The organism is Citrobacter sp. LST-B2 (assembly GCF_057983045.1).
The window spans coordinates 4,114,117-4,140,870 of record NZ_CP192598.1 but is presented as its reverse complement, the minus strand read 5'-3'; the positions used below and the strand labels follow the sequence as shown (position 1 = coordinate 4,140,870).

21 protein-coding genes and 2 pseudogenes are annotated in these 26,754 nt (G+C 50.4%); 15 read left to right on the top strand and 8 right to left on the bottom strand.

Going from position 1 to position 26,754, the window contains the following annotated elements; genetic code table 11:
- Window positions 1–71 precede the first annotated feature (71 nt).
- From silC to ACQ0PY_RS19845, 7 genes are all read left to right on the top strand, one after another.
- Window positions 72–1,457: a Cu(+)/Ag(+) efflux RND transporter outer membrane channel SilC gene (gene silC / locus ACQ0PY_RS19875; protein WP_001507116.1), complete on the top strand. Its 1,386-nt coding sequence runs from the start codon at window positions 72–74 to the stop codon at window positions 1,455–1,457.
- Between the two features lie 27 nt (window positions 1,458–1,484).
- On the top strand, window positions 1,485–1,838 hold the full coding sequence (locus tag ACQ0PY_RS19870) for a Cu(+)/Ag(+) efflux RND transporter periplasmic metallochaperone SilF (protein WP_001246152.1): 354 nt from the start codon (window positions 1,485–1,487) through the stop codon (window positions 1,836–1,838).
- A gap of 113 nt (window positions 1,839–1,951) precedes the next feature.
- Window positions 1,952–3,244, top strand: coding sequence for a Cu(+)/Ag(+) efflux RND transporter periplasmic adaptor subunit SilB (silB, locus tag ACQ0PY_RS19865; protein WP_001446341.1), 1,293 nt, complete (start codon window positions 1,952–1,954; stop codon window positions 3,242–3,244).
- A gap of 10 nt (window positions 3,245–3,254) precedes the next feature.
- Entirely contained in the window at window positions 3,255–6,401 is a 3,147-nt protein-coding gene (gene silA / locus ACQ0PY_RS19860) for a Cu(+)/Ag(+) efflux RND transporter permease subunit SilA (RefSeq protein ID WP_032231520.1), read from the top strand.
- An 85-nt stretch (window positions 6,402–6,486) separates the two neighbouring features.
- Entirely contained in the window at window positions 6,487–6,927 is a 441-nt protein-coding gene (locus tag ACQ0PY_RS19855; RefSeq protein ID WP_023165804.1) for a DUF411 domain-containing protein, read from the top strand.
- Between the two features lie 97 nt (window positions 6,928–7,024).
- Window positions 7,025–9,499, top strand: a complete 2,475-nt coding sequence (gene silP / locus ACQ0PY_RS19850; protein WP_131631839.1) for an Ag(+)-translocating P-type ATPase SilP — start codon at window positions 7,025–7,027, stop codon at window positions 9,497–9,499.
- A gap of 91 nt (window positions 9,500–9,590) precedes the next feature.
- Window positions 9,591–10,288, top strand: a protein-coding gene (locus ACQ0PY_RS19845; RefSeq protein WP_095033700.1) for an IS1-like element IS1B family transposase whose coding sequence is annotated in 2 segments (ribosomal slippage) — window positions 9,591–9,840 and window positions 9,840–10,288 — 699 coding nt in all. Because the reading frame shifts where the segments join, the coding sequence is not laid out codon by codon here.
- 212 nt (window positions 10,289–10,500) lie between these two features.
- Here ACQ0PY_RS19845 and ACQ0PY_RS19840 read toward each other — a convergent pair.
- Window positions 10,501–11,481, bottom strand: coding sequence for an NAD(P)H-quinone oxidoreductase (locus ACQ0PY_RS19840; RefSeq protein WP_196479507.1), 981 nt, complete (start codon window positions 11,479–11,481; stop codon window positions 10,501–10,503).
- A gap of 339 nt (window positions 11,482–11,820) precedes the next feature.
- Window positions 11,821–12,468, bottom strand: a pseudogene (locus tag ACQ0PY_RS19835) (IS5-like element ISEc68 family transposase); the annotation flags it as partial.
- Between the two features lie 64 nt (window positions 12,469–12,532).
- Here ACQ0PY_RS19835 and ACQ0PY_RS19830 point away from each other — a divergent pair.
- From ACQ0PY_RS19830 to qseC-like, 5 genes and pseudogenes are all read left to right on the top strand, one after another.
- Window positions 12,533–13,237 carry an IS6-like element IS26 family transposase gene (locus tag ACQ0PY_RS19830; RefSeq protein WP_001572363.1) on the top strand — a complete coding sequence of 235 codons (705 nt, stop codon included), beginning with the start codon at window positions 12,533–12,535 and terminating at the stop codon, window positions 13,235–13,237.
- Window positions 13,238–13,288: 51 nt separating this feature from the next.
- A pseudogene (locus tag ACQ0PY_RS19825) lies at window positions 13,289–14,197 on the top strand (IS481 family transposase); the annotation flags it as partial.
- Window positions 14,130–15,155 carry an ExeA family protein gene (locus ACQ0PY_RS19820; protein WP_077909719.1) on the top strand — a complete coding sequence of 342 codons (1,026 nt, stop codon included), beginning with the start codon at window positions 14,130–14,132 and terminating at the stop codon, window positions 15,153–15,155. The pseudogene ACQ0PY_RS19825 and the gene ACQ0PY_RS19820, both read left to right, overlap by 68 nt.
- A 193-nt stretch (window positions 15,156–15,348) precedes the next feature.
- Window positions 15,349–16,017 carry a QseB-like response regulator transcription factor gene (qseB-like, locus tag ACQ0PY_RS19815; RefSeq protein ID WP_001572368.1) on the top strand — a complete coding sequence of 223 codons (669 nt, stop codon included), beginning with the start codon at window positions 15,349–15,351 and terminating at the stop codon, window positions 16,015–16,017.
- Window positions 15,993–17,342 carry a QseC-like sensor histidine kinase gene (qseC-like, locus tag ACQ0PY_RS19810; RefSeq protein ID WP_001572371.1) on the top strand — a complete coding sequence of 450 codons (1,350 nt, stop codon included), beginning with the start codon at window positions 15,993–15,995 and terminating at the stop codon, window positions 17,340–17,342. The genes qseB-like and qseC-like overlap by 25 nt, the downstream gene beginning before the upstream one ends.
- 212 nt (window positions 17,343–17,554) lie before the next feature.
- On the opposite strand, the gene ACQ0PY_RS19805 is transcribed toward qseC-like, so the two are convergent.
- From ACQ0PY_RS19805 to ACQ0PY_RS19795, 3 genes are all read right to left on the bottom strand, one after another.
- Window positions 17,555–18,031, bottom strand: a complete 477-nt coding sequence (locus ACQ0PY_RS19805) for a WbuC family cupin fold metalloprotein (protein ID WP_001572372.1) — start codon at window positions 18,029–18,031, stop codon at window positions 17,555–17,557.
- Between the two features lie 76 nt (window positions 18,032–18,107).
- Window positions 18,108–19,727: a phosphoethanolamine--lipid A transferase MCR-9.1 gene (locus ACQ0PY_RS19800; RefSeq protein ID WP_001572373.1), complete on the bottom strand. Its 1,620-nt coding sequence runs from the start codon at window positions 19,725–19,727 to the stop codon at window positions 18,108–18,110.
- 188 nt (window positions 19,728–19,915) lie between these two features.
- Window positions 19,916–20,884: an IS5-like element IS903B family transposase gene (locus ACQ0PY_RS19795; RefSeq protein WP_072196614.1), complete on the bottom strand. Its 969-nt coding sequence runs from the start codon at window positions 20,882–20,884 to the stop codon at window positions 19,916–19,918.
- 38 nt (window positions 20,885–20,922) lie between these two features.
- On the opposite strand from ACQ0PY_RS19795, the gene pcoS reads away from it, so the two are divergent.
- Both pcoS and ACQ0PY_RS19785 read left to right on the top strand, forming a co-directional pair.
- A complete protein-coding gene (gene pcoS / locus ACQ0PY_RS19790; RefSeq protein WP_004248839.1) occupies window positions 20,923–22,269 on the top strand; it encodes a copper resistance membrane spanning protein PcoS in 1,347 nt (448 codons plus the stop codon).
- A 217-nt stretch (window positions 22,270–22,486) separates the two neighbouring features.
- Entirely contained in the window at window positions 22,487–22,921 is a 435-nt protein-coding gene (locus tag ACQ0PY_RS19785; RefSeq protein ID WP_000723070.1) for a hypothetical protein, read from the top strand.
- Window positions 22,922–23,178: 257 nt separating this feature from the next.
- Here ACQ0PY_RS19785 and ACQ0PY_RS19780 read toward each other — a convergent pair whose 3' ends face one another.
- The gene (locus ACQ0PY_RS19780) at window positions 23,179–24,294 is read right to left on the bottom strand and encodes a nickel/cobalt efflux protein RcnA (RefSeq protein WP_001572377.1); all 1,116 of its coding nucleotides are present in this window, start codon (window positions 24,292–24,294) and stop codon (window positions 23,179–23,181) included.
- A 122-nt stretch (window positions 24,295–24,416) separates the two neighbouring features.
- Here ACQ0PY_RS19780 and rcnR point away from each other — a divergent pair, with 122 nt between their 5' ends.
- Window positions 24,417–24,689 carry a Ni(II)/Co(II)-binding transcriptional repressor RcnR gene (gene rcnR, locus ACQ0PY_RS19775; protein ID WP_000019951.1) on the top strand — a complete coding sequence of 91 codons (273 nt, stop codon included), beginning with the start codon at window positions 24,417–24,419 and terminating at the stop codon, window positions 24,687–24,689.
- A gap of 334 nt (window positions 24,690–25,023) precedes the next feature.
- On the opposite strand, the gene ACQ0PY_RS19770 is transcribed toward rcnR, so the two are convergent.
- Window positions 25,024–26,265 (bottom strand): TRAP transporter large permease, encoded by a 1,242-nt coding sequence (locus tag ACQ0PY_RS19770; RefSeq protein WP_416377568.1) that lies wholly within the window; start codon window positions 26,263–26,265, stop codon window positions 25,024–25,026.
- On the bottom strand, window positions 26,262–26,735 hold the full coding sequence (locus ACQ0PY_RS19765; protein ID WP_109739492.1) for a TRAP transporter small permease: 474 nt from the start codon (window positions 26,733–26,735) through the stop codon (window positions 26,262–26,264). The genes ACQ0PY_RS19770 and ACQ0PY_RS19765 overlap by 4 nt, the downstream gene beginning before the upstream one ends.
- Window positions 26,736–26,754: the final 19 nt, after the last annotated feature.

Genomic DNA, 26,754 nt, shown 5'->3' with positions numbered 1-26,754 from the left:
GTAAAGTATCCCTATCAATACTCTGGACTTCGTTTGAACCATTTACCAGGTCTGCCTGTACGAGAAGCGTTATGTTCAAATTAAAATTACTCAGCATCAGTACCATATTCATCCTGGCTGGTTGTGTTTCTCTGGCACCTGAATATCAGCGTCCGCCAGCTCCGGTTCCCCAGCAGTTTTCATTGTCTAAAAACAGTCTGACGCCTGCGGTAAACAGCTATCAGGATACGGGCTGGCGAAACTTTTTTGTCGATCCCCAGGTCAGCAGGCTGATCGGTGAAGCCCTGAATAATAACCGTGATTTGAGAATGGCTGCCCTGAAGGTTGAAGAGGCCCGGGCCCAGTTCAACGTCACGGATGCAGATCGTTATCCCCAACTGAATGCCTCATCCGGGATCACATACAACGGTGGTCTGAAAGGTGACAAGCCGACCACACAGGAGTACGACGCGGGTCTGGAGCTCAGCTATGAGCTCGATTTTTTTGGCAAACTTAAGAACATGAGTGAGGCTGATCGCCAGAACTACTTTGCCAGCGAAGAAGCCCGTCGTGCCGTACACATCCTGCTGGTCTCCAACGTTTCACAGAGCTATTTCAGCCAGCAACTGGCGTACGAACAACTCCGTATTGCGCGGGAAACGCTGAAAAATTATGAACAGTCTTATGCATTCGTTGAGCAACAACTGGTGACCGGGAGTACGAACGTTCTGGCGCTTGAACAAGCCAGGGGGCAAATCGAAAGTACCCGCGCCGAAATAGCCAAACGAGAAGGCGATCTGGCTCAGGCAAACAATGCCCTGCAACTGGTGCTGGGAACGTACCGCGCAGTTCCGTCAGAAAAAGGGATTAAAGGTGGGGAGATCGCACCAGTAAAATTGCCACCAAATCTGTCGTCACAAATATTGCTGCAGCGTCCGGATATTATGGAAGCGGAATACCAGTTGAAAGCGGCTGATGCCAATATTGGCGCAGCGCGAGCGGCTTTTTTCCCGTCCATTACCCTGACCAGTGGTCTCTCCTCTAGCAGTACGGAGCTGTCCAGCCTCTTTACGTCAGGAAGTGGAATGTGGAATTTTATTCCTAAAATTGAAATTCCTATATTTAATGCTGGCAGGAACAAAGCCAATCTGAAGCTGGCTGAAATTCGCCAGCAACAGTCCGTGGTTAATTACGAACAAAAAATTCAGTCAGCCTTTAAGGATGTTTCCGACACGCTTGCGCTGCGCGACAGCCTTAGCCAGCAACTTGAGTCACAGCAGCGTTATCTTGATTCACTTCAGATAACTCTACAGCGTGCCAGAGGATTGTATGCAAGTGGTGCTGTCAGTTACATCGAAGTGCTGGATGCAGAACGTTCCCTCTTCGCGACGCAGCAAACCATTCTCGATCTTACCTATTCCCGACAGGTTAACGAAATTAATCTGTTTACCGCGCTGGGTGGCGGTTGGGTAGAGTAAATTTATTCAATTAATCAGGAAATTAAAATGCGTAATTCACTTAAAGCCGTTTTATTTGGTGCCTTCTCTGTCATGTTTTCTGCCGGTCTTCATGCTGAAACACATCAGCATGGCGATATGAATGCTGCCAGTGATGCTTCGGTACAGCAGGTTATCAAGGGCACCGGTATCGTTAAAGACATTGATATGAATAGTAAAAAGATTACCATTTCGCACGAAGCAATCCCGGCGGTGGGCTGGCCTGCAATGACCATGCGCTTCACTTTTGTTAATGCAGACGACGCTATCAATGCCCTGAAAACCGGCAACCATGTCGATTTCTCGTTTATTCAGCAGGGCAATATCTCCTTACTCAAAAGCATTAACGTTACGCAATCCTGATTAACAGTCCGGAGCGAATACATCCAGTGCGCCTGAACATTCATTATGGGATTACTGTGAATGAATAATCGTGCGCATATGCCAGGTGTTTTGATTTTTCAGCGAGAAATTGTATGGCTTCTTTAAAGATAAAATATGCTGCAATAATTATCAGCAGCCTCATAGCAGGGGGGCTGATATCGGTTACTGCCTGGCAGTATTTAAACTCATCACAAAAAACAGTACCAGCAGAACAAAAGGCACCGGAGAAAAAGGTACTTTTCTGGTATGACCCTATGAAACCGGATACCAAATTTGATAAACCCGGAAAATCGCCTTTTATGGATATGGACCTTGTGCCGAAATATGCTGATGAAAGTGGCGATAAAAGCAGTGGCGGGATCCGTATCGATCCAACTCAGGTTCAGAATCTGGGATTAAAAACGCAAAAAGTCACGCGAGGAATGCTGAATTATTCTCAGACAATCCCGGCTAATGTCAGTTACAACGAATATCAGTTTGTCATTGTGCAGGCGCGTTCTGACGGTTTCGTCGAAAAAGTGTATCCCCTGACGATTGGCGATCATGTGAAGAAAGGCACTCCGCTTATCGATATCACCATTCCTGAATGGGTTGAGGCACAAAGTGAGTTTCTGCTGTTATCCGGTACAGGCGGTACGCCAACCCAGATAAAAGGGGTTCTGGAGCGACTTCGTCTGGCTGGTATGCCGGAAGAGGATATTCAAAGGCTGCGTTCAACCCGCACAATCCAGACCCGTTTTACCATTAAAGCACCTATTGATGGTGTCATTACTGCATTTGACCTGCGCACCGGCATGAATATTTCCAAAGATAAGGTGGTGGCTCAGATTCAGGGGATGGACCCGGTCTGGATCAGCGCTGCAGTGCCAGAATCTATCGCCTATCTGCTGAAAGATACGTCGCAGTTTGAAATTTCGGTACCGGCTTATCCGGATAAAACATTCCATGTCGAAAAATGGAACATTCTTCCCAGCGTGGATCAGACAACCCGCACGCTTCAGGTCCGCCTCCAGGTTACTAACAAGGATGAGTTTCTCAAGCCGGGCATGAATGCCTATCTCAAACTGAATACCCAAAGTCAGGAGATGCTGCTGATACCAAGCCAGGCCGTTATCGATACCGGCAAAGAACAGCGCGTGATTACTGTTGATGATGAAGGCAAGTTTGTGCCGAAACAGATCCACGTTCTGCATGAATCACAGCAACAGTCCGGCATTGGCTCCGGTCTTAATGAAGGCGATACCGTGGTGGTCAGTGGCCTGTTCCTCATTGACTCCGAAGCCAATATTACGGGCGCGCTGGAACGTATGCGCCACCCTGAAAAAACAGAAAACAGTATGCCAGCAATGTCTGAGCAGCCTGTAAATATGCATTCAGGGCACTGAGGAGACGACGATGATTGAATGGATTATCCGGCGCTCTGTCGCCAACCGTTTCCTGGTCATGATGGGGGCACTGTTTCTCAGCATCTGGGGCACATGGACGATAATTAACACGCCGGTCGATGCGCTGCCTGACCTGTCAGATGTGCAGGTCATTATTAAAACCAGCTATCCCGGACAGGCCCCGCAGATTGTAGAAAACCAGGTCACCTATCCGCTTACCACCACCATGCTGTCCGTACCTGGCGCAAAAACCGTGCGTGGCTTTTCACAGTTCGGTGATTCGTATGTATATGTCATTTTTGAAGACGGGACCGATCTGTACTGGGCCCGTTCGCGCGTGCTGGAATACCTGAATCAGGTTCAGGGCAAACTGCCTGCGGGTGTGAGCTCTGAAATCGGTCCGGACGCCACGGGAGTGGGCTGGATATTTGAATATGCCCTGGTCGATCGCAGCGGAAAACACGACCTTTCAGAACTGCGTTCTTTGCAGGACTGGTTTCTGAAATTTGAACTGAAGACCATCCCGAACGTGGCTGAGGTAGCCTCGGTTGGTGGCGTGGTGAAGCAGTACCAGATTCAGGTCAATCCGGTAAAACTGTCCCAGTATGGGATCAGCCTGCCCGAAGTGAAACAGGCTCTTGAATCGTCTAACCAGGAGGCCGGTGGTTCATCCGTTGAAATGGCCGAAGCGGAGTATATGGTCCGTGCCAGCGGTTATCTTCAGAGCATTGATGATTTTAATAACATCGTCCTGAAAACAGGTGAGAACGGCGTGCCGGTTTATCTGCGGGATGTTGCCCGCGTGCAGACCGGGCCCGAAATGAGGCGTGGTATTGCCGAGCTGAACGGCCAGGGAGAAGTCGCTGGCGGCGTGGTGATCCTGCGGTCGGGTAAAAATGCGCGCGACGTTATCACGGCAGTGAGGGATAAACTGGAGACGCTGAAGGCCAGCCTGCCGGAAGGCGTTGAAATCGTGACCACCTACGATCGCAGCCAGTTGATCGACCGGGCGATTGATAACCTCAGTTCCAAACTTCTGGAAGAGTTTTTCGTGGTGGCCATCGTCTGTGCCCTGTTCCTGTGGCACGTACGTTCTGCCCTGGTGGCGATTATCTCTCTGCCGCTTGGCCTGTGTATCGCCTTTATCGTCATGCACTTCCAGGGACTAAACGCCAATATCATGTCGCTGGGAGGGATAGCTATTGCCGTCGGTGCGATGGTGGATGCCGCCATTGTGATGATTGAGAATGCGCATAAACGGCTTGAGGAGTGGGATCATCAGCATCCGGGTGAGCAGATTGACAACGCCACCCGCTGGAAGGTGATTACCGACGCCTCCGTGGAAGTGGGACCCGCACTGTTTATCAGCCTGCTGATCATCACCCTGTCCTTTATTCCTATCTTTACCCTGGAAGGTCAGGAAGGACGTCTGTTTGGCCCGCTGGCATTCACGAAAACGTACTCCATGGCGGGAGCGGCCGCGCTGGCCATCATTGTCATTCCGATCTTGATGGGATTCTGGATCCGGGGAAAAATTCCTGCCGAGACCAGTAACCCCCTGAACCGGGTGCTGATCAAAGCGTATCATCCATTGCTGCTGCGGGTCCTCCATTGGCCAAAAACAACCCTGCTGGTTGCGGCCTTGTCCATTTTCACCGTTATATGGCCATTGAGTCAGGTGGGGGGGGAGTTTCTGCCGAAGATCAATGAGGGCGACCTGCTGTATATGCCATCAACATTGCCTGGCGTCTCTCCGGCAGAAGCTGCAGCACTCCTGCAGACGACGGACAAGTTAATCAAAAGCGTTCCTGAAGTGGCCTCTGTATTTGGCAAGACCGGTAAAGCAGAGACCGCAACGGATTCCGCACCGCTTGAAATGGTGGAAACCACGATCCAGCTCAAACCTGAGGATCAGTGGCGTCCGGGTATGACGATTGACAAGATTATTGAAGAACTCGACAAGACCGTCCGTTTACCGGGTCTGGCAAACCTCTGGGTTCCGCCTATCCGTAACCGTATTGATATGCTCTCAACCGGGATCAAAAGCCCGATAGGTATCAAGGTCTCAGGGACTGTCCTGGCCGATATTGATGCGACTGCGCAGAGTATCGAGGCGGTAGCCAAAACCGTGCCGGGCGTGGTGTCTGCCCTGGCTGAGCGACTTGAAGGCGGGCGTTACATCGATATCGATATCAACCGGGAAAAAGCGTCCCGTTACGGTATGACTGTTGGTGATGTACAGCTGTTTGTCTCATCAGCCATCGGCGGCGCAACGGTAGGGGAAACGGTTGAAGGCGTGGCCCGGTACCCGATTAATATTCGCTATCCACAGGATTATCGGAACAGTCCAAATGCATTGAAACAGATGCCGATCCTGACCCCGATGAAGCAGCAGATCACGCTGGGCGATGTCGCGGATATTAAGGTCGTTTCAGGGCCGACTATGCTGAAAACGGAAAATGCCCGTCCAGCCAGCTGGATTTACATTGACGCGCGCGGCAGGGATATGGTGTCGGTGGTTAATGATATTAAAACGGCTATCAGTCAGAAAGTGAAACTTAGACCGGGTACCAGCGTGTCATTCTCCGGACAATTTGAACTGCTTGAGCACGCCAACAAGAAACTTAAATTGATGGTGCCGATGACGGTGATGATCATTTTCATCCTGTTGTATCTGGCGTTCCGCCGGGTTGATGAAGCGTTGTTGATCCTGATGAGTCTGCCGTTCGCCCTGGTTGGCGGGATATGGTTCCTGTACTGGCAGGGCTTCCATATGTCAGTCGCAACCGGAACCGGGTTTATCGCCCTGGCCGGTGTGGCAGCAGAGTTTGGCGTGGTCATGCTGATGTATCTGCGTCATGCCATTGAAGCGCATCCGGAACTGTCAAACAAAGAAACGTTCACACCGGAAGGTCTTGATGAAGCCCTTTATCATGGTGCCGTGCTGCGTGTCCGGCCGAAAGCCATGACCGTGGCGGTGATCATCGCGGGTCTGCTGCCGATCCTCTGGGGTACCGGCGCAGGTTCAGAAGTCATGAGCCGTATCGCGGCCCCCATGATTGGCGGGATGATCACAGCTCCGCTGCTGTCCCTGTTCATTATTCCTGCCGCCTATAAACTCATCTGGCTGCGCAGACATAAAAAGAGCGTGTCATAACCCTGAAAGGGCACCCCTGCGGGTGTCCTTTTGCATAAATTCACCCTGACGTCAGGGTTTATATCGATAACATACAGAGGTGAGTATGAAAAAAATAATTTTAATGACCCTGGCTTTTGGCCTTTCACTTCCTGCAATGGCAGGTGAAAAAGTAATAGACATGTACAAGTCTGAAAACTGTGGTTGCTGTTCCCTGTGGGGCAAGGCGATGGAAAAGGACGGGTTTGAGGTGCGGACCCACGTCATGAATGATCAGGCCCTGTCAGCCCTGAAAGAAAAATATGCTGTTCCTGCTGAGCTGAGAAGCTGTCATACCGCAGTTACTGGTAATTTGATCATTGAAGGCCATGTGCCTGCAGCCACGATACATAAGGCAATGCAGTCTGGTTCAGGGATTTATGGTCTTGCCACCCCGGGCATGCCTGCGGGGAGCCCGGGAATGGAGATGGGGGCCCGTAAAGAGGCTTACGATGTTATTTCATTCTCTCCGGAGGGCAGTAAAAAAGTCTTCCAGCGAATCGAATAGTCAGCGGAACGGCTGATAACGGGACGCCGGCAGCAGGCACTCCTGTGCCGGCGACATTCGTGGTAATCGCATCCATGACATACCCTGAAGACAGAAAATGCTTCAGGCATGCATAAGGAGAGTTACTGTGAAAAATGACAATGTAGTGCAACACAACAACCAGACTGCTTCTGAACAGACATTATCCCCGGACGAGAGCCACGTATTGCATAAGGTGAGAGATCCCGTGTGCGGGATGGCATTCCTGCCCGACAAGGCGCACAGCAGCATTCGATACCAGGACCATCAGCTTTATTTCTGCTCTGCCAGCTGTGAGAGTAAATTTACAGCCCATCCCGACCGTTATCTTACCGAAGATGCCAGTGAACATTCCCACCACCACCACGATCACCACGAAGTCAGCCCAGACCAGATAAAACAGCCTCACCATCAGGCGGAGAAAGATATTTCTGAAGGTGTGTGGACATGTCCGATGCACCCGGAGATACGCCGCAGTGGTCCCGGAAGCTGTCCTGTCTGTGGAATGGCACTGGAACCGCTCGTAGCCACGGCATCGACGGGGCCGAGTGATGAACTTCGCGACATGACAAGACGCTTCTGGCTGGGGTTGTTGCTGGCGTTTCCGGTTCTGATACTCGAAATGGGATCTCATCTGTTTCCCGCCTTGAGGAATACAGTACCGCCACAATACAACACATGGCTGCAGCTGCTTCTGGCCTCTCCAGTCGTGTTGTACTGTGGCTGGCCATTCTTCGCCCGGGCCGGAATGTCGTTGCGTAACCGCTCCCTGAATATGTTTACCCTTGTTGCAATGGGGACCGGCGCAGCCTGGGTTTACAGCGTCATTGCAACCGTCTTCCCTTCCTGGTTTCCTGCATCGTTCAGAAACATGGATGGCCTGGTGGCCGTTTATTTTGAAGCCGCAGCAGTAATTACGGTGCTTGTTCTGCTGGGACAGGTTCTTGAACTGCGGGCACGGGAACAAACCTCAGGTGCCATTACTGCGCTTCTGAACCTTGCCCCCAAAACAGCCAGGCGGCTGGATCATGACGGTCATGAAACGGATATTAATGCAGAAGATGTCCTGCCTGGCGATAAGCTCCGCATCAGACCTGGAGAGAGTATTCCGGTCGACGGTATCGTGGTCGAAGGCAAAACAACTGTTGATGAATCGATGGTGACCGGGGAGTCTATGCCGGTTACCAAAAAAGAGGGTGAACCTGTCATTGGGGGGACGATTAATCAGACAGGTAGTCTTATCATCCGAGCAGAGAAAGTCGGTGATGAAACGATGCTCTCACGAATTGTTCAGATGGTCGCTGATGCACAGCGTTCGCGTGCCCCCATCCAGAGAATGGCAGACAGCGTTTCAGGCTGGTTTGTTCCTCTGGTGATACTTATCGCGGTTGTTGCTTTCTTGATCTGGTCTGTCTGGGGGCCCGAGCCCAGGATGGCGCACGGTCTCATTGCGGCTGTGTCGGTCCTGATTATTGCCTGTCCCTGCGCGCTGGGACTGGCCACGCCGATGTCGATAATGGTGGGGGTGGGCAAAGGCGCCCAGGCCGGGGTGTTAATCAAGAATGCCGAAGCCCTTGAGCGTCTTGAAAAAGTGGACACGCTGGTTGTCGACAAAACAGGCACGCTCACGGAAGGTTCGCCTACGGTGACAGGGATTATCAGTCTCAGTCCGGGTGGGGAAATATCTCTTTTACGTGTAACAGCTGCAGTGGAAAAAGGTTCGCAGCATCCGTTGGGTATGGCTGTTGTCAGAGCCGCGCAGGAAAAGGGGATCGTGATACCTGCCGTCAGTAATTTCAATGCCCCGTCGGGGAAAGGTGTCTCAGGCGATGTCGAAGGTCAACGGGTTGTTATTGGTAATGAACTGGCTATGCAGGAAAACAGTATCGTTATTGATAATCAAAAGGCCGTTGCGGATACGTTGCGGATGGAAGGCGCTACCGTTATCTATGTGGCCACAGACGGGAACCTTGCAGGCCTGATAGCTATCTCGGATCCCGTGAAAGCAACCACGCCGGATGCGCTTAAAGCTTTGCGTCAGGCGGGGATCCGCATTGTTATGCTCACCGGGGATAACCAGCTTACTGCTGAAGCAGTCGCACGGAAACTGGGAATAGATGAGGTTGAAGCCGGGATTCTGCCGGATGGCAAAAAAGCAGTGATAACCCGACTGAAAGAGTCTGGCCATGTGGTTGCGATGGCCGGAGACGGTGTGAATGATGCCCCGGCGCTGGCAGCGGCTGACGTGGGTATAGCCATGGGAACGGGTACAGATGTGGCAATTGAAAGTGCCGGAGTCACCCTTCTCAAAGGCGACCTGATGATACTGAACAGGGCCCGTCATCTGTCAGAGATCACCATGAAAAATATCCGACAGAATCTGTTTTTTGCATTTATCTACAACGCACTTGGTGTGCCGGTGGCTGCAGGCCTGCTTTATCCTGTGTATGGAATACTGCTGTCGCCAGTTATTGCGGCGGCGGCCATGGCTCTTTCTTCCGTCAGCGTCATTGTGAATGCGTTGCGTCTGAAAAGTGTCAGGCTCGGGAAATAACACTGAGTGAAGGGTCTGAGTCCAGTATGAAAAGTAGGTGATGCTGCCAACTTACTGATTTAGTGTATGATGGTGTTTTTGAGGTGCTCCAGTGGCTTCTGTTTCTATCAGCTGTCCCTCCTGTTCAGCTACTGACGGGGTGGTGCGTAACGGCAAAAGCACTGCCGGACATCAGCGCTATCTCTGCTCTCACTGCCGTAAAACATGGCAACTGCAGTTCACTTACACCGCTTCTCAACCCGGTACGCACCAGAAAATCATTGATATGGCCATGAATGGCGTTGGATGCCGGGCAACCGCCCGCATTATGGGCGTTGGCCTCAACACGATTTTCCGCCATTTAAAAAACTCAGGCCGCAGTCGGTAACCTCGCGCATACAGCCGGGCAGTGACGTCATCGTCTGCGCGGAAATGGACGAACAGTGGGGATACGTCGGGGCTAAATCGCGCCAGCGCTGGCTGTTTTACGCGTATGACAGGCTCCGGAAGACGGTTGTTGCGCACGTATTCGGTGAACGCACGATGGCGACGCTGGGGCGTCTTATGAGCCTGCTGTCACCCTTTGACGTGGTGATATGGATGACGGATGGCTGGCCGCTGTATGAATCCCGCCTGAAGGGAAAGCTGCACGTAATCAGCAAGCGATATACGCAGCGAATTGAGCGGCATAACCTGAATCTGAGGCAGCACCTGGCACGGCTGGGACGGAAGTCGCTGTCGTTCTCAAAATCGGTGGAGCTGCATGACAAAGTCATCGGGCATTATCTGAACATAAAACACTATCAATAAGTTGGAGTCATTACCGCGAATGTGTTAGACGGTGTCCACCATAGAAAAGCCAGAAAACGAAATCAGATATTTTAGTCGCCACATATCGTGTCCTGTGATATTTGATTACTATCACCCGATAAGCGTATTAATAAATGCTGGCTCAACATTGGTGGATATTTAAATGGTCATATTCCTGATGACCTAACGTGGGAGTTGTGTCGGGCTTAAAGCTAATTCACCGTAAGAACAATTTTCCCAACATGCTTGCCGGACTCCATCAATGCATGCGCGCGTGCTGCTTCGCGTAACGGGAATGTGCTGTGAATCATGGGATGGCAACGACCTGCATTGAGAATCGGCCAGATATTTTTAAGCAAGTCATTGGCAATTTCGGCTTTTTCGACCGAAGTTCGTGCTCGCATCGTTGAACCCGTGACAACCGCTCGCTTCAACGCGAGTTCTTGCAGATCCACTTGATCTGCGAAAGCTCCGCCAAGGAAGCCAATGATTACCAGCCGGCCATCCATTCCTAAACTCCTCATATTTCGGGAGAAATAGGATGCACCCATTATATCGAGAATGATATCAACGCCACGGCCATCCGTTTGCTTCAAAATGAAATCAGAAAAATCAGTTGTCCGGTAGTTGACTGGCGTAGCGCCAAGCTCTGCGATCACATCGCATTTATCATCTGATCCAGCCGTCGCATATGCCTCGATACCGATTTCGCGGCATAGCATCAACGCGGTTGTGCCGATACCACTTGTTCCCCCATGAATCAGAACACTCTGACCCTGTGTTGCGCCACCAATCTTGAACAAGTTTGCCCAGACGGTGAACAGAGTCTCAGGAAGTGCCGCCGCTGCTATCATTGACATGCTGTCTGGCACCGGCAGTGTCTGGCTTTCCGGCACGATGCAATACTCACCATAACCACCGCCATTCGTCAGAGCACAGACTCGGTCACCAATCTTTACGCCCGTGACGCCTTCTCCAATTGATGAAACCGTTCCAGCGACCTCAAGACCAGGAATAGGGGTTACGTCGTCAGGCATAGGGTAATGACCCTGGCGTTGAATGACGTCAGGACGATTAACACCTGCGGCCTTGACGCGAACCAAAATTTCCCCAGCCTTTGGCACCGGAATCGTTGTCTGAACGGGCGTTAAAACCTCTGGCCCGCCAGGCTCAGAGATTTCAATGACAGTCATTTTATTCGCAGTATGTAACATGAACGTAAGTCCTTATGATTTTGTTTTTCGTTGAATTTCCCAACTACACTGTGTCTCATCACTAGCCACTTTTCTGTACGTTGCAGCACGTACCCTCTGCGGATTCCGATTTACTTGAACATCCATTCCGGTTTTATTTGAACACCTTGGATCAACGCATCGTTGGCTAAGGAAGTTGCGATTAAGTGGTCCGCAGCTCCCGATATGACGCCCCAAACCGTCCTTTATCGACGTCCTGTGGCTCAATTTTCCAATTTTCAGCCCAAAATCGTCTCTTCGTGGCTGATTTTGGCCCTGTTTCAGGCCAATTTCCTCATTTCAGGTAGATCTCGCCTGTGCCCGTATCAATTGGTCAACTCGAACCAGGTTCGCCAGGGTGAATAACATCGCCAGTTGACTGTCATTTTTAGCCAGCCCCTTGTACCTGGCTTTGACGAAACCAAACTGACATTTTACTATCCGAAATGGATGCTCAACCTTCGCTCGGATACTCGCTTTCAGGTATTCGTAACGGATGGCCAGCTTGTTCTTGCGCGGGTGTTGCTTCAATGCATTCACTTTGCCGGGACGCTTGGCGATAAGCCAGTCTGCGCTGACATCGCTGAGCTCATCGCGCTTTTCGGCCCCCTGATAACCAGCATCGGCTGAGATAAATTCTTCATCGCCATGCAGTAACTTGCCAACCTGATTGAGGTCGTGCTCGTTAGCCGCCGTGGTCACCAGACTGTGGGTCAGGCCACTTTTGGCGTCCACGCCAATGTGCGCTTTCATGCCGAAGTACCACTGGTTACCTTTCTTGGTCTGGTGCATGTCTTCATCACGGCTGTTGTGTTTGTTTTTGGTAGAGCTGGGGGCTTGAATGATGGTGGCATCCACCAAGGTGCCCTGGGTCATTAGAACGCCACACTCTGCTAGCCAGTGATTAACGGTACTGAAGATTTTGCGGGCCAGTTCATGCTGCTCCAGCGGCACTGTTGCAAATAGTCGGTGGTGATAAACTTATCATCCCCTTTTGCTGATGGAGCTGCACATGAACCCATTCAAAGGCCGGCATTTTCAGCGTGACATCATTCTGTGGGCCGTACGCTGGTACTGCAAATACGGCATCAGTTACCGTGAGCTGCAGGAGATGCTGGCTGAACGCGGAGTGAATGTCGATCACTCCACGATTTACCGCTGGGTTCAGCGTTATGCGCCTGAAATGGAAAAACGGCTGCGCTGGTACTGGCGTAACCCTTCCGATCTTTGCCCGTGGCACATGGATGAAACCTACGTGAAGGTCAATGGCCGCTGGGCGTATCTGTACCGGGCCGTCGACAGCCGGGGCCGCACTGTCGATTTTTATCTCTCCTCCCGTCGTAACAGCAAAGCTGCATACCGGTTTCTGGGTAAAACCCTCAACAACGTGAAGAAGTGGCAGATCCCGCGATTCATCAACACGGATAAAGCGCCCGCCTATGGTCGCGCGCTTGCTCTGCTCAAACGCGAAGGCCGGTGCCCGTCTGACGTTGAACACCGACAGATTAAGTACCGGAACAACGTGATTGAATGCGATCATGGCAAACTGAAACGGATAATCGGCGCCACGCTGGGATTTAAATCCATGAAGACGGCTTACGCCACCATCAAAGGTATTGAGGTGATGCGTGCACTACGCAAAGGCCAGGCCTCAGCATTTTATTATGGTGATCCCCTGGGCGAAATGCGCCTGGTAAGCAGAGTTTTTGAAATGTAAGGCCTTTGAATAAGACAAAACGCTGCCTCATCGCTAACTTTGCAACAGTGCCAAAGCCATGTATTCCAGAATGTGATGCAGTCCCTGAAAGTTGACTGGCTGACGCATACACCGGCAGGTAAGGATGGCACCCGGACAACGGCACGGTCCAAAGGTAAAGTAGAGCGTCCTTTCAGGACCGTTAAAGAGGCACATGAAACCCTGTACCATTTCCATAAACCGGAGACGGAGCTGCAGGCCAACGAATGGCTCTGGAACTATCTGAGTCGTTACAATGCGCAGCAACACCGCAGCGAGAAACACTCGCGCCTGGAGGACTGGCTGGCAAATATCCCCCGGGACGGCGTGAGAGATATGTGCAGCTGGGAACAATACGGTCGGTTCGCCCGGGAGCCGGAATCCCGCAAGGTGGGTGTTGATGCGCGGGTAACGATAGACGGCACCGCATGGGAAGTTGAACCGGATATGGCGGGGGAAATCGTCATTCTGCTGTGGGGGTTGTTTGACGAAGAGATGTATGTGGAGTTTACCGGTGAAACATGGGGGCCTTATTATCCGGTATCGGGGCCTGTGCCACTACACCGTTATCGGACGTTCAGGCGTGGCAAAGCGGCTGAACGGGCCGATCGTATTCATGCTCTGGCCAGACAGCTGAACATCCCCATCAGCGCGTTGTCCGGAAGCGATCTCCGCGTGGTCAGTGATGACACCCAGCAGCGCATTGATGAATTGCCACATCAGCCCTTTGATGCCCGAAAATTTGAATACCACTTTCCCACCGTTATTGCGGCAAAACTGGCTATTGCCGACGATCTGGCCATTCCGCTGGCCAGAATGCCGGATGAAGACCGGGCGTTTATCGACAGTATTCTGGCTGAGACGCTAAACCGTAATGAAGTACTCGCCCGCATCAGAGACTATTTTCGTAACAGACAACCAGGAGAAGACCATGCGGGTTGAAGTGATGGAGCATTATGGGCTGACGCAGTCTATTGAACAGGCCAGGTATTATGAAACTGCTCACCATAAGCAGTTGATGAAAGACATTAAAGGGGCGATACGCGAAGGGCGTCTGATAGCCGTCTGTGGTGTGGTCGGAAGTGGCAAAACAGTCACTCTGCGACGCCTGCAGCAGCAACTGATGGATGAAAACAAAATCATTGTCGCCCGTTCCCTGTCGGTCGACAAACAGAGTGTCCGGCTCGCCACGCTGATTAACGCCCTGTTTTACGACCTGGCGCAGGATAAGCAGGTGCAGATCCCCAAGCAGGGTGAACGTCGCGAGCGGGAACTGCAGGAGCTGGTCAAAAAAGGTAAACGCCCGGTGGCGCTGTTTGTTGATGAGGCGCATGACCTGAACGGTAATACACTGACGGGGCTCAAACGGTTGATGGAAGTGGTTGAAGACGGCGGAGGACGGCTATCTGTCGTTCTGGCAGGTCACCCTAAACTGCGTAATGACCTGCGTCGTCCGACGATGGAGGAAATCGGTTATCGTACCGATATTTTTACGCTGGACGGGATCACCGGCAGCCAGCGCGAATATATCCAGTGGTTGCTGAAAACCAGCACCGGCAAGGGTAAGCCGGAAGATATTCTGACGACCGAAGCAGTTGACCTGTTGGCGATGAAACTTCGTACACCGCTGCAGGTCCAGTTGCACCTGACGCTGGCGATGGAAGCAGGATACCAGACAGGTGAAAAGCCGATTACCGCCACGCTGGTTGAATCCGTACTGTCACGTCAACTGGATGACCTGGAACCGACACTCACGCGGCATGGTTACCGGCTGAAAGATATGGTGGAGCAGTTTGATGCAAAACCTGCTGAAATCAGGGCATTATTTAACAATCAGTTAGACCCTGCCCGCACAGCCGAGCTACGCGACAGAATGTTGGCGGTCGGCCTACCGATATGACGATGTCTATTTGCAGTTATTGTGAGCCCGGCGGACTGGATTGCGAGTCCGTCTGGCTGATTGCGAGCCCATTGTCACTTAATGTGAGTCGGGGGCGTTTTTCATTTGCAGTTAATGTGAGCCGAAATATGCGCTGATTGCGAGTCGGAGGGATTTCGATTGCGAGCCACTACACATAGGGATTATCAACGCGATGAGAATTTTACTGGTTGAAGATGATCTGATGATCGGCGACGTGGTGGCGAATTCGTTACGCGATGCGTCGTATGCGGTGGACTGGATGAAAAATGGCAATGATGCGCTGGCCAGTTGCTTCGCGCAGCATTATGACATTGTGCTCCTGGATCTTGGGCTGCCGGGACAGGACGGCTTTAGCGTCATGAACGCACTTCGCCGTCAGGGATCATCCGTACCGGTGGTGATTGTCACCGCGCGGGATGCCCTTACGGACAGACTTCACGGCCTCGACAGTGGAGCAGACGATTACCTAATTAAACCGTTCGAGTTCAGCGAACTGCTCGCGCGGATACGCGCTGTTTTGCGACGACATAACGGCAACAGTGATCGATTGCTGAGTAACGGTGTGCTCAGCCTGAACCCGGTCAGTCACGAAGTGTGTTTGTTGGCCAGCGGAGAGAACTTTTTACTTTCGAAGCGCGAGTATGCTCTTCTGGAAGCACTCATGCAGCGCCCCGGCGGTATTCTCTCTCGCAGCGATCTTGAAGACCGTATTTATGGCTGGGGGGATGAGATTGAAAGTAACGCTGTTGAGTATTTCATCCACGCTCTACGTAAAAAGCTCGGCCGGAATGCCATCAAAAATGTCAGGGGGGTCGGATGGCTGGTTTCCAAAAGCGAGTGAAAAACTCTCTGAAGCTACAGCTCTCGGTAGCCCTGAGCGTCGCCATTTTATTTACCGCAGTTATTTCCTGTGGTCTTACCTTCTATTTTGCACTCGACGAAGCCCATGAACTACAGGATGGCACCCTGACCCAAATCGCCAGTGTGATATATGACAACCCTGACTCGCAGACTCTTGTTAAGCAACTGGATGGTGATAATGATTCCCGAGTGGTGGTGGAATTCATATCGGAAAACGGTAATTCCCTGCAGGCCCGCGACCCCACTTTTCAGCTGGAAACGCCCATGCATGAAGGTTTTCAGAACGTAATTTCCGGCGGAGAATCGTATCGTGTATTGGTGCATCGACTTTCACCCACCCAATTGGTCGCCATTGGTCAGCAGCTTGACGTACGCGACGAAATCTCATTTGAAAGCGCACTGCGCACGTTGATCCCGCTCAGTCTGCTGTTGCCGATACTGTTGCTGGTTGCGACTGATCTGATCCGGAAAGCCTTTCGCCCCGTTTCACTCCTTGCCGATGAGGTGCATCAGCGAGATGAACGCAATTTGACGCCGTTCCCTGAAGATGCCATTCCTGATGAAATTCGTCCATTTGTGGGTGGTATCAATAAATTGTTGCACAAAGTTAACGATGCCATGCAGACACAGTCACGTTTTATCGCCGATGCGGCCCATGAGTTACGTACCCCGCTAACGGCATTGTCGCTACAGGCGGAGCGGCTGTCGGCGAGCGAAATGTCGCCCGAAGCGCAATTCCGGCTGAACAGCCTGCAACAAGGGTTAAGCCGAACCAAAAACTTGTTAGAACAGCTGCTTCTGCTTGCCCGCGAACAGCAAAATACGCGGCAAGGAAATAATCAGCCTCTGCTCATTACACAGTTATTCAGGGAGGTGATTGAATCCCTGCATCCACTTGCTCTGGAAAAAAGTATTGATATTGGCGTACTGGAAACTGCCAGTGCGAGTCAGCTGGTTTACACCGATAAATACACACTCACTATTATCGTGAAAAATCTGGTAGAAAACGCAATCCGCTATATACCGGAACACGGACAAATTGATCTCAGCGTGATGGTATCGCAGCACGAAGCGATCATTAAAGTTGAAGATAACGGTCCCGGTATTGCCGCAGAAGAAAGGATGCGCGTGTTCGATGCATTTTATCGCCCTGAAGGCGTGACCCAACCCGGCTCTGGGTTGGGCTTAGCGATAGTCAAAGCATGCGTCACGCGGCTGGGTGGGAAAGTTACTTTAGCCCCTGCCAGCCAGTTTACCTCAGGCGTACTGGTCAGCATTGTCCTGCCACTGCAATCTGCGCGATAAAATGTAGATGAAAATTGTACTCTTACTGGAGATACTTTGCGTTCTGCTGGTGTTTTGCCTGCATCCCGACCTCGGTAAGGATATTGCCTGTTATTTGCATAAGATGATTTTCTACTCTTGCCACAGGTTTACGAGTAGGTGATTTGGGAGGAAGCGTCTTAGCCTTTGAAGTTGGCGCGAAGGAGAGAATGGCACTCCGTGCAACGCATTAATTACCGCGGATATCCGCCATCACCTACTTGCGCCTGTGTGTACCATTTCATCAGCTCTGCAGTTCCCGGCTCGTTTTCGGCGGGGGCCCATGGGGCGGCATCTTGATCAGCAACAGGCTGGTACCTACCGTGTTTTACCTCAAAAATAACGCCGCCTTCATCCAGTGACAATACGGTATGCCAGGTGCCTGCATCCATCTCCAGCACTTTACAGTCCTCACCTAACACGACGCGCTGGGTCAGGTTACCCAGGTCATCAAAGTTCAATACCAAAAAGCGACCGGTAAGGGATGTCAGCAGTTCAAAAGTATGCGGGTGGCGATGAGGGCGAACATAAGTTCCCGGTTCCATAGCAATAGCCAGACGCTGCACCGGGTCGCTCAATTCAGGGTGGAAATTATGATGGGCACGTAAGCGGGGGGAATTTGCGGCTTGTGCGCTTTGCTTGCGTAGGTCGTTGAAAGTAAGTTGTTTCATATTATAAGCCTTATTGCATTCTTGCAGCTTACGGCAACCAGGTTGCCGTAAGGCTTTTTGTTATACTAACAATCGATTAGCCACGGCATTCGCGGAACAAATCGCGGTCAGGATTATAGACGCTGGTGCTTACGTCCCACAGCCCCAAAATCGATGAGAACAGGTTGTCGTGGGAATATGATTTTTTCGCCGCATTATTTTCAAGGCAAGACATGTTGATGTGTTTCCCGGCGATAAAGCCCGGTGACATCCAGACCTGCATCGGAATATGCGTCTGCTGATCCGGTGCCAGTTTGTACGGCGTGCCGTGCAGATATAGCCCGCTTTCGCCCAATGATTCACCATGATCGGACACATAAAGCAGCACGGTGTTGTACTGATCGCTGTAATTTTTTAGCTTTTCAATCATCTCAGCTAATACATAGTCTGTATAACGAAGGGTGTTGTCGTAGGTGTTGACCAATTGTTCCTGAGTACAGTTTTCGATATCGCTACGTGCACATTCGGGCATGAAGTGGCGATGCTCAGCCGGATAACGCAGGTAATAAGTCGGTCCATGGCTGCCAATGATATGGAAGGCGACAAGCTTATCACCTGGCATTTTGGCGATTTCATCATCAAGGTTTTCCAGCATCACCTCGTCATGGCACGTTTTGCCATCGCACAGTTTCGGGTTATCACTAGGCTTAATTTCGACAGTCGGGATGCGGCTACATACGCCTTTACAACCGCCATCGTTCTCTTTCCATAACAGCGAGACACCGGTTTTCTGCACGATGTCGAGGAAATTTTCACTGTTAGATGCTTTTTTACTGTCGTACTCGGTGCGATTCATATTCGAGAACATGCACGGAACGGATATTGCGGTAGCGGTACCGCAGGAATGCATATTTTTAAACGAAATAACGCCGCCGGATTTGCTGGTAAAGGCATTGGTATCACGCGAATAACCGTTCATCGAGAAATTCTGGCTGCGTGCCGTTTCGCCAATCACCAGGAACATCAGCGTGGGTTTTTCGTGAGCGACGACGCGTTTAGCATCATTCCCCAGCGTCTGGAAAGGCACTTTAGTCGTAAAGTACGTATCCTTAACATACTGGAAAGTGCTGTAAGCGTAGTTCGCCGGGATGATCTCTTTATTCAATGTCGAGTTATTGCGGCCGACAGAGGCATAATCCTGATAATAAAGTGCGGCAACACCTGCAATCAAACTCAACGATGCCAGCACGGAGAGCAAACGGTAAGCAATGCCTTTATACCATTTTTCAGGATATTGAATTTTTATTGAAAAAAGGAGGATGGCAGGAAGGATACCGGTAAAGACGAACCATATAATAATTGAGCCATTAAGATAGGAATGCGCTTCCTGGGGGTTAGTTTCAATAATGTTTTGAATCATCGTTTGATCAAACATTACTTTATATTTTAGTGTCGAATAACTGACCAGTGAGCCAGTGATAAACAGTAAAGCAAAGAAAGGTTTCAGCAGAAAACGAACTGAGAAAGGCATAAAAACAACGTTAAGCGCCGCAACCAGAACAAAGGGAATAGAAATGACAAAACCAATTTTGACATGCTCTAAATGCGACAAAATCTCGTAAAAATGCAGCAATATTGGCCAGTTAAGTAAAAACGCAAAGATCATTGCCAGAAGTAAAACCAGCGGAATAACTTTCACCCTGAAAAGTACAGGCATTAACACCTCCGGAAAATAGTAAACCAGTAAAAACATTGATGATAATTACAACAATTCAATCTAATATTATGATTGCCTTATTCGCTGCAAAGCAGAGATTATCATTCTGAAATCTTAGGTTAACCTTAACGAGGCTTTGTTGAATAAATCAGATTTCGGGTAAGTCTCCCCCGTAGCGGGTTGTGTTTTCAGGCAATACGCACGCTTTCAGGCATACCTGCTTTCGTCATTTTGTTCAGCGCTCGTACCAGGGCCATAGCCTCCGCAACCTGACCATCGTAGTCACGCAGCGTCAGTGAACCCCCGAACAGCTGTTTTACCCGGTACATCGCCGTTTCCGCTATCGAGCGACGGTTGTAATCTGTTGTCCATTTCCACCGCGCATTACTCCCGGTCATTCGCTGATTAGCCACTGCACGGTTACGGTCTGCATATTCACCGGGCCAGTAACCCGCACCTTTTCGGGGAGGGATAAGCGCGCTGATTTTCTTATGCCGCAGTTCATCGTGACATAGCCGGGTATCGTAAGCGCCATCGGCGGCGGCTGACCTGATTTTCCGGTGGGTTTGCCGGATTAACCCGGGGAAGGCCTCTGAGTCCGTAACGTTGTTCAGCGACAGGTCAGCGCAGATGATTTCATGTGTTTTACTGTCAACGGCGAGATGCAGCTTACGCCAGATACGGCGGCGTTCCTGGCCATGCTTTTTGACTTTCCACTCGCCTTCACCGAAGACCTTCAGCCCGGTGGAATCAATTACCAGGTGTGCGATTTCACCCCGGGTGGGCGTTTTGAAACTGACATTAACCGACTTTGCCCGCCTGCTGACACAGCTGTAATCCGGGCAGCGTAGCGGAACGTTCATCAGAGAAAAAATGGAATCAATAAAGCCCTGCGCAGCGCGCAGGGTCAGCCTGAATACGCGTTTAATGACCAGCACAGTCGTGATGGCAAGGTCAGAATAGCGCTGAGGTCTGCCTCGTGAAGAAGGCGCTGCCGACTCATACCAGGCCTGAATAGCTTCATCATCCAGCCAGAAAGTTATGGAGCCACGGTTGATGAGGGCTTTATTGTAGGTGGGCCAGTTGGTGATTTTGAACTTTTGCTTTGCCACGGAACGGTCTGCGTTGTCGGGAAGATGCGTGATCTGATCCTTCAACTCAGCAAAAGTTCGATTTATTCAACAAAGCCGCGGTGATGCTTACGGTATGGTGGTTATCAAGTTTTATCCTGATTAGCACCCTTAATGGCTATTTCGATAATCAGGACCGCGATTTTCTGACAGGTAAACTTCAGCTCACCGAAGAGTTTCTTAAAACAGAGACGTTCCGGAACAAAACGGATATTAAGTCATTATCAGAAAAAATAAACGATGCGATGGTAGGGCACAATGGTTTATTCATTTCTATAAAAAACATGGAAAATGAAAAAATTGTTGAACTCTATGCCAAAAATTCTGTTGTTCCAGCGGTCCTGCTTAATAAGTCGGGTGATATTCTCGACTATATGATCCAGACGGAAGAAAATAACACCGTGTACCGCAGTATCTCGCGGCGGGTTGCCGTGACGCCGGAACAGGGTAAAAGCAAACATGTCATCATTACGGTTGCCACGGATACTGGGTATCACACCCTGTTTATGGATAAGCTCAGTACCTGGCTGTTCTGGTTCAATATCGGTCTGGTCTTTATTTCTGTTTTTCTGGGCTGGCTGACCACACGTATTGGTCTGAAACCGCTACGGGAAATGACCAGTCTGGCTTCCTCCATGACCGTACACAGCCTGGATCAGCGTCTTAATCCCGATTTGGCTCCGCCGGAAATTTCTGAGACCATGCAGGAGTTCAATAACATGTTCGATCGCCTGGAGGGGTCATTCCGGAAACTGTCAGATTTCTCGTCTGACATCGCGCATGAGCTGCGCACAGCGGTCAGTAATCTGATGATGCAGACGCAGTTTGCACTGGCTAAGGAAAGGGATGTTTCGCATTACCGCGAAATCTTATTCGCTTACCTGGAAGAACTGAAAAGGTTGTCACGAATGACCAGTGATATGCTTTTTCTGGCACGTTCAGAGCATGGTCTGCTGCAGCTGGATAAACATGATGTGGATCTGGCCGCCGAACTGAATGAATTACGTGAGCTGTTCGAGCCTCTGGCAGACGAAACAGGAAAGACAATCACCGTTGAAGGAGAGGGCGTTGTTGCCGGAGACAGCGATATGCTGCGACGTGCTTTCAGTAACCTGCTTTCCAATGCAATCAAGTATTCTCCCGATAACACCTGTACAGCGATACACCTTGAGCGTGACAGTGACTGTGTGAACGTGATGATTACGAATACGATGTCCGGCCAGGTTCCCGCTAATCTGGAACGTTTGTTTGATCGGTTCTATCGAGCTGATTCATCAAGGGTCCACAACACGGAAGGCGCGGGGCTGGGATTATCAATTACAAGGTCGATCATTCATGCTCATGGCGGCGAGCTGTCAGCAGAACAGCAGGGGCGGGAAATTGTGTTCAGTGTGCGCCTGTTAATGGATTAATCCCGTTCTTCAGGAGAAACCTGGAAGGTGACAAAATTGTCATCATTCAGTCACGCGATAAACAGAGGCGGTTTTTTATAATCATACATAAATCAGGAGCAGAGTGATAACGCAATCGCCTGGTTCCTGGAGTGATGAATAACCCGCCCTGAGATCAAATGCTTTCTCTGTTATAAGCCGTTGATTGTTTGGGTATGAAAACACCGGAGACCCAACCATGAAAAAGATCCTTGTATCATTTGTTGCCATTATGGCTGTCGCTTCATCCGCCATGGCTGCAGAGACAATGAACATGCATGACCAGGTAAATAATGCCCAGGCACCCGCCCATCAGATGCAGTCAACCTCTGAAAAAAGCGCTGTTCAGGGAGACAGTATGACAATGATGGATATGAGCGGACACGATCAGGCTGCAATGTCCCATGAAATGATGCAAAACGGCAACGCTTCTGCCCACCAGGACATGGCGGAGATGCATAAAAAAATGATGAAAGGCAAACCAGGGGCCACCAACGAATCAGCAACGTCATTTTCAGAAATGAACGAGCATGAAAAAGCCGCTGTTGTGCACGAGAAGGCGAATAATGGTCAGTCTTCCGTTATTCATCAGCAGCAGGCTGAAAAGCATCGCAGCCAGATCACCCAGAATTAACCCGCAGCTCCACTTGTTAGACCCTCATTTGACGCCGAAGTCACTGGCTTACGCTCCCGTCCGGGAGCGTTTTTTTTATTCTTTCATTTATCATTGAGTCTTATGGGAATGGATTTAATCAGTTACTTAATCCCTGCCTCAGCAACAAGTCCCGGAAAGAGCAGCTTTATATTCCGGGTTTTTCTGCTCATAACCTCAACGGTGGCGCTTAGGATGTACTTTGTAAGTACCCAGAGTGTGTGTCATCAGTACCGGTGTTAATGCACCAGCCCATTCCAGCCATGTATACCCATGTAAATCCCAACAGCAGCAATCAGGGCGCTTGAAATATAGGGGGCTCTTCTGGCGATGGTATTGAAGCCACTCCAGCGTTTGGCGACCTGACGAACGCTGATCGCCGCACCCACTCCAACCGTTACGAGGGTCAATGCCAGGCCGATACTGAAACAAACAACCAGTGTGGCACCCAGCGTAAGCGCTTTAAGCTGAAGGCAGATCAACAATACAGTTATAGCTGCCGGGCAAGGGATAAGCCCTCCTGTCAGTCCAAATATCAGGATTTGCCCGTTGGTTACTTCTTTCCCGTCGAAGCGGCGTTTTATGTCATTGGCATGAGCCAGTTCGTGAGCGTCCTGATACTCTTTCGAATTCACATCCAGCCCATCAAGCTCAGAGTGGTCATGGTCATGGTCGTGTTCAGCGAACGCCACATCATAGTCATGGACATGACCACGATGTCCCAGAGACAGACGTACGTTGAAACTGTGAGGCTCAGGGATGGGAGATGTTGACTCCAGATAATCACCATGATCAACAAATTCAAAAGTCTGAGAGATCGTACTGTTTTCCCGAAGTGTGGTTAATGAGATATCTTCAGAAGCCCATCTTTGGCCACTAAGAGTGCGTAGCCGCCAGTGGGGAAGTTGTCCTTCTTCAAAAATGGACAGTTCAACTTTTCCATGGCCAGTATCGATCAACCTTGTTTCGTCATGGTGATGATGTTCATTCTCCTGCATTCCCTCCAGCCAGTTTTTCTCACCGCTCCAGGTTCGCCAGAACATCCAAAAAGCCGTACCAAGGATGATCACTGAAGAGACCATCTGTAGCCAGGGTTCGGCTGATTCTGCGGTAAATTTATTACTGATATACATCCCTCCAAAAGCAATCAGCCATACGACTGCAGTGTGCGACAATGTTGCCGCGACACCCAGCATCACGGCCTGACGTACGGTGCCTTTTATAGCAATGATGAATGCTGCCATCATTGTTTTGGAGTGCCCGGGCTCCAGTCCATGAAGCGCGCCAAGCAGAATGGCGCTGGGGATGAAAAACCATGCGTTGCCTTGCTGAAGAAGTGTCGTAAATTCGTTCATGAGAATCATTCTTGGTTATTAAGTGTAGGCCGGATTCTACTCCCCCCCAGTAAAATATACTACCCCCCAGTAGAATAACGCTGGTATAGTTACATAAAATATCCAGGAGAGTGAGAGCCCACATGTCACATACCATCCGCGATAAACAAAAACTGAAAGCACGTACAAGCAAGATCCAGGGGCAGGTTGCTGCGCTGAAAAAAATGCTTGATGAACCTCACGAATGTGCCGCTGTACTGCAACAAATAGCCGCCATACGTGGTGCCGTGAATGGTTTATTGCGTGAAGTGATTAAAGGACATTTGACTGAACATATTGTTCATGAAAGTGAAGAACAGAAACGAGAAGAAGACCTGGACGTTGTGCTGAAGGTTCTGGATTCTTACATCAAGTGACAGTTTGGCTAAAAGCCCTGAGCATTAATTTATCTAAATAACACGTTATCAAGTGACGGTTTTGGGCTGTTTGTAGCGGCATAGTGAGTTTGTTTAATCAATGAGCTTTAAGATGCCCCCCTTCATGCAAGGCAACGCGTACATTTCTGGTACATCTACTTCCCTTACTTTGCTCAGGGCAACCCACATTGTTAAAGCCTCTACTCGCTGACCATCAAAATCACCCAACGTCAGATAATGGAAAAAAATTTTGGATGACATTTTGAAACGTGTCCTCTGCTGTGAACGTCGAGAGATGCTACGCGAGAAAGGAGATGACCTACTTAGTATCCTGTTAAGTAGGTCTATCTGAAGAAGTAGACAACTTTAAAGTCTTTTTCATGTTAAAGGAGACAACTTTAATGTCTGTGTACAGCGTAATATTGCAGACCAGTAACATGACGGTGCCAACCGGCGGCGTGAAGGCGCCAATAGAAAGGTTGAAAATCATGATGATACCGAAGTGTACCGGGTCGATTCCAAAATGCGCCACGACAGGTTTAAGCAAGGGAACCAGAATCAGCAGAATGGCATTCCCTTCAAGAAACATCCCCAGTGTTAGCAAAAGAATATTGATAATTAACAGGAATATGTATTTGTTTTCTGTCAGCGTCGTGACAAAGTTCGCCACCGCGACGCCAGCATGTTCCATTGAGAAGATCCAACCGAGCGCGGCACTTGCCATGATGACTAACATGACCGATGCCGTTGCCCGTGCCGTTTCTCCCAGCGCTTTCACGACATGGCCGAGAGTCATTTGACGATAAATGAAGAAACCGATAATCAACACGATGAGCACCGCTGCCGCACCGGCTTCTGTTGGGGTGAAGATGTTGGCGCGAATCCCCCCGACGACGGCAAAAATCAAAAACAGAGCGGGCCATGCCTGCCCAAGCGAGAAGAGCGCTTCCTTACCGGTAGGCCAGGTGTCGCGTGAGGGCTTAGCGTTGGTTTTACGGGCAACCAGATAAACCGTAAACATTAACAACACCGCACAGAGCAGACCCGGAATCAGACCAGCCATGAACATTTTTCCGATGGAGACGTCTGCCACCAGCCCATAAATAATCAGGGCAATTCCCGGTGGGATAATCGGGGTGACAAGCGATCCCCCGGCGGTGATCGCCGCTGCAAAGGCGCGGTTGTAGCCTTTACGCTCCATCTCGGGGACCATCATGCGTGACAGCATCGCTGCGTCGGCCAGGTTTGAGGCGCTGACCCCTCCCATCATGGTACTGACCAGAATATTAGCGACACCGAGTCCACCCCGCATTTTACCGACCAGAATATTCGCCACCTGCAGGATACGTTCTGCAATACCGGTATAACTCATCAGCGTACCCAACAAGATAAAGAAGGGTATTGCCAGCAGGGACGGGCTTTGGGTTGGCGCAATCAACCGCTGAACCGCAATTTCAATCGGAACCGTGGAAAAGAAGAGGAAATAGGCAATAATGCCGATAAACATTGCCAGATAAACACGAATATTCAGAAATAAGCACACGATCATTAGTGGAATAATTAATAACCAGCTCATTGTTTTTCCTCACCGACATCGGCCTGTTTAACGTCATTAATTAACCAGTAGAGCGTGTACGCTGCCGTTGCCAGGGTACCGACCGGAACGGCGACATCAATCCAGAACCAGGACACTTTTAAGATTTGCGTGACCTTGTACTGCGCCATTTCCGCCAGTCGATAACCCAGCCAGGCCATATAAACCAGCAATCCGATGGACAGTACAGCAACCAGCGAGGCAATAGTGCGTTTGATTTTATGCGGGAGCATATCGACGACAAAAGGAATCGTCAGATGCGCCCGGTCGCGCTCAGCCACCACGCCCCCCAACATCACCACCCAAATCATCAGCAGTCCGGACATTTCCTCGGTCCATTGAATGGGCTGTCCGACAAAATAGCGCATGAATACGGCGGCAATGGTCATGATCACCAGGATAAACAGTGCCAGTGCTGCGCTCAGTTCTACAAGCTTGCCAAAGAAACGCATTAATCCTCCTTCAGAGAGT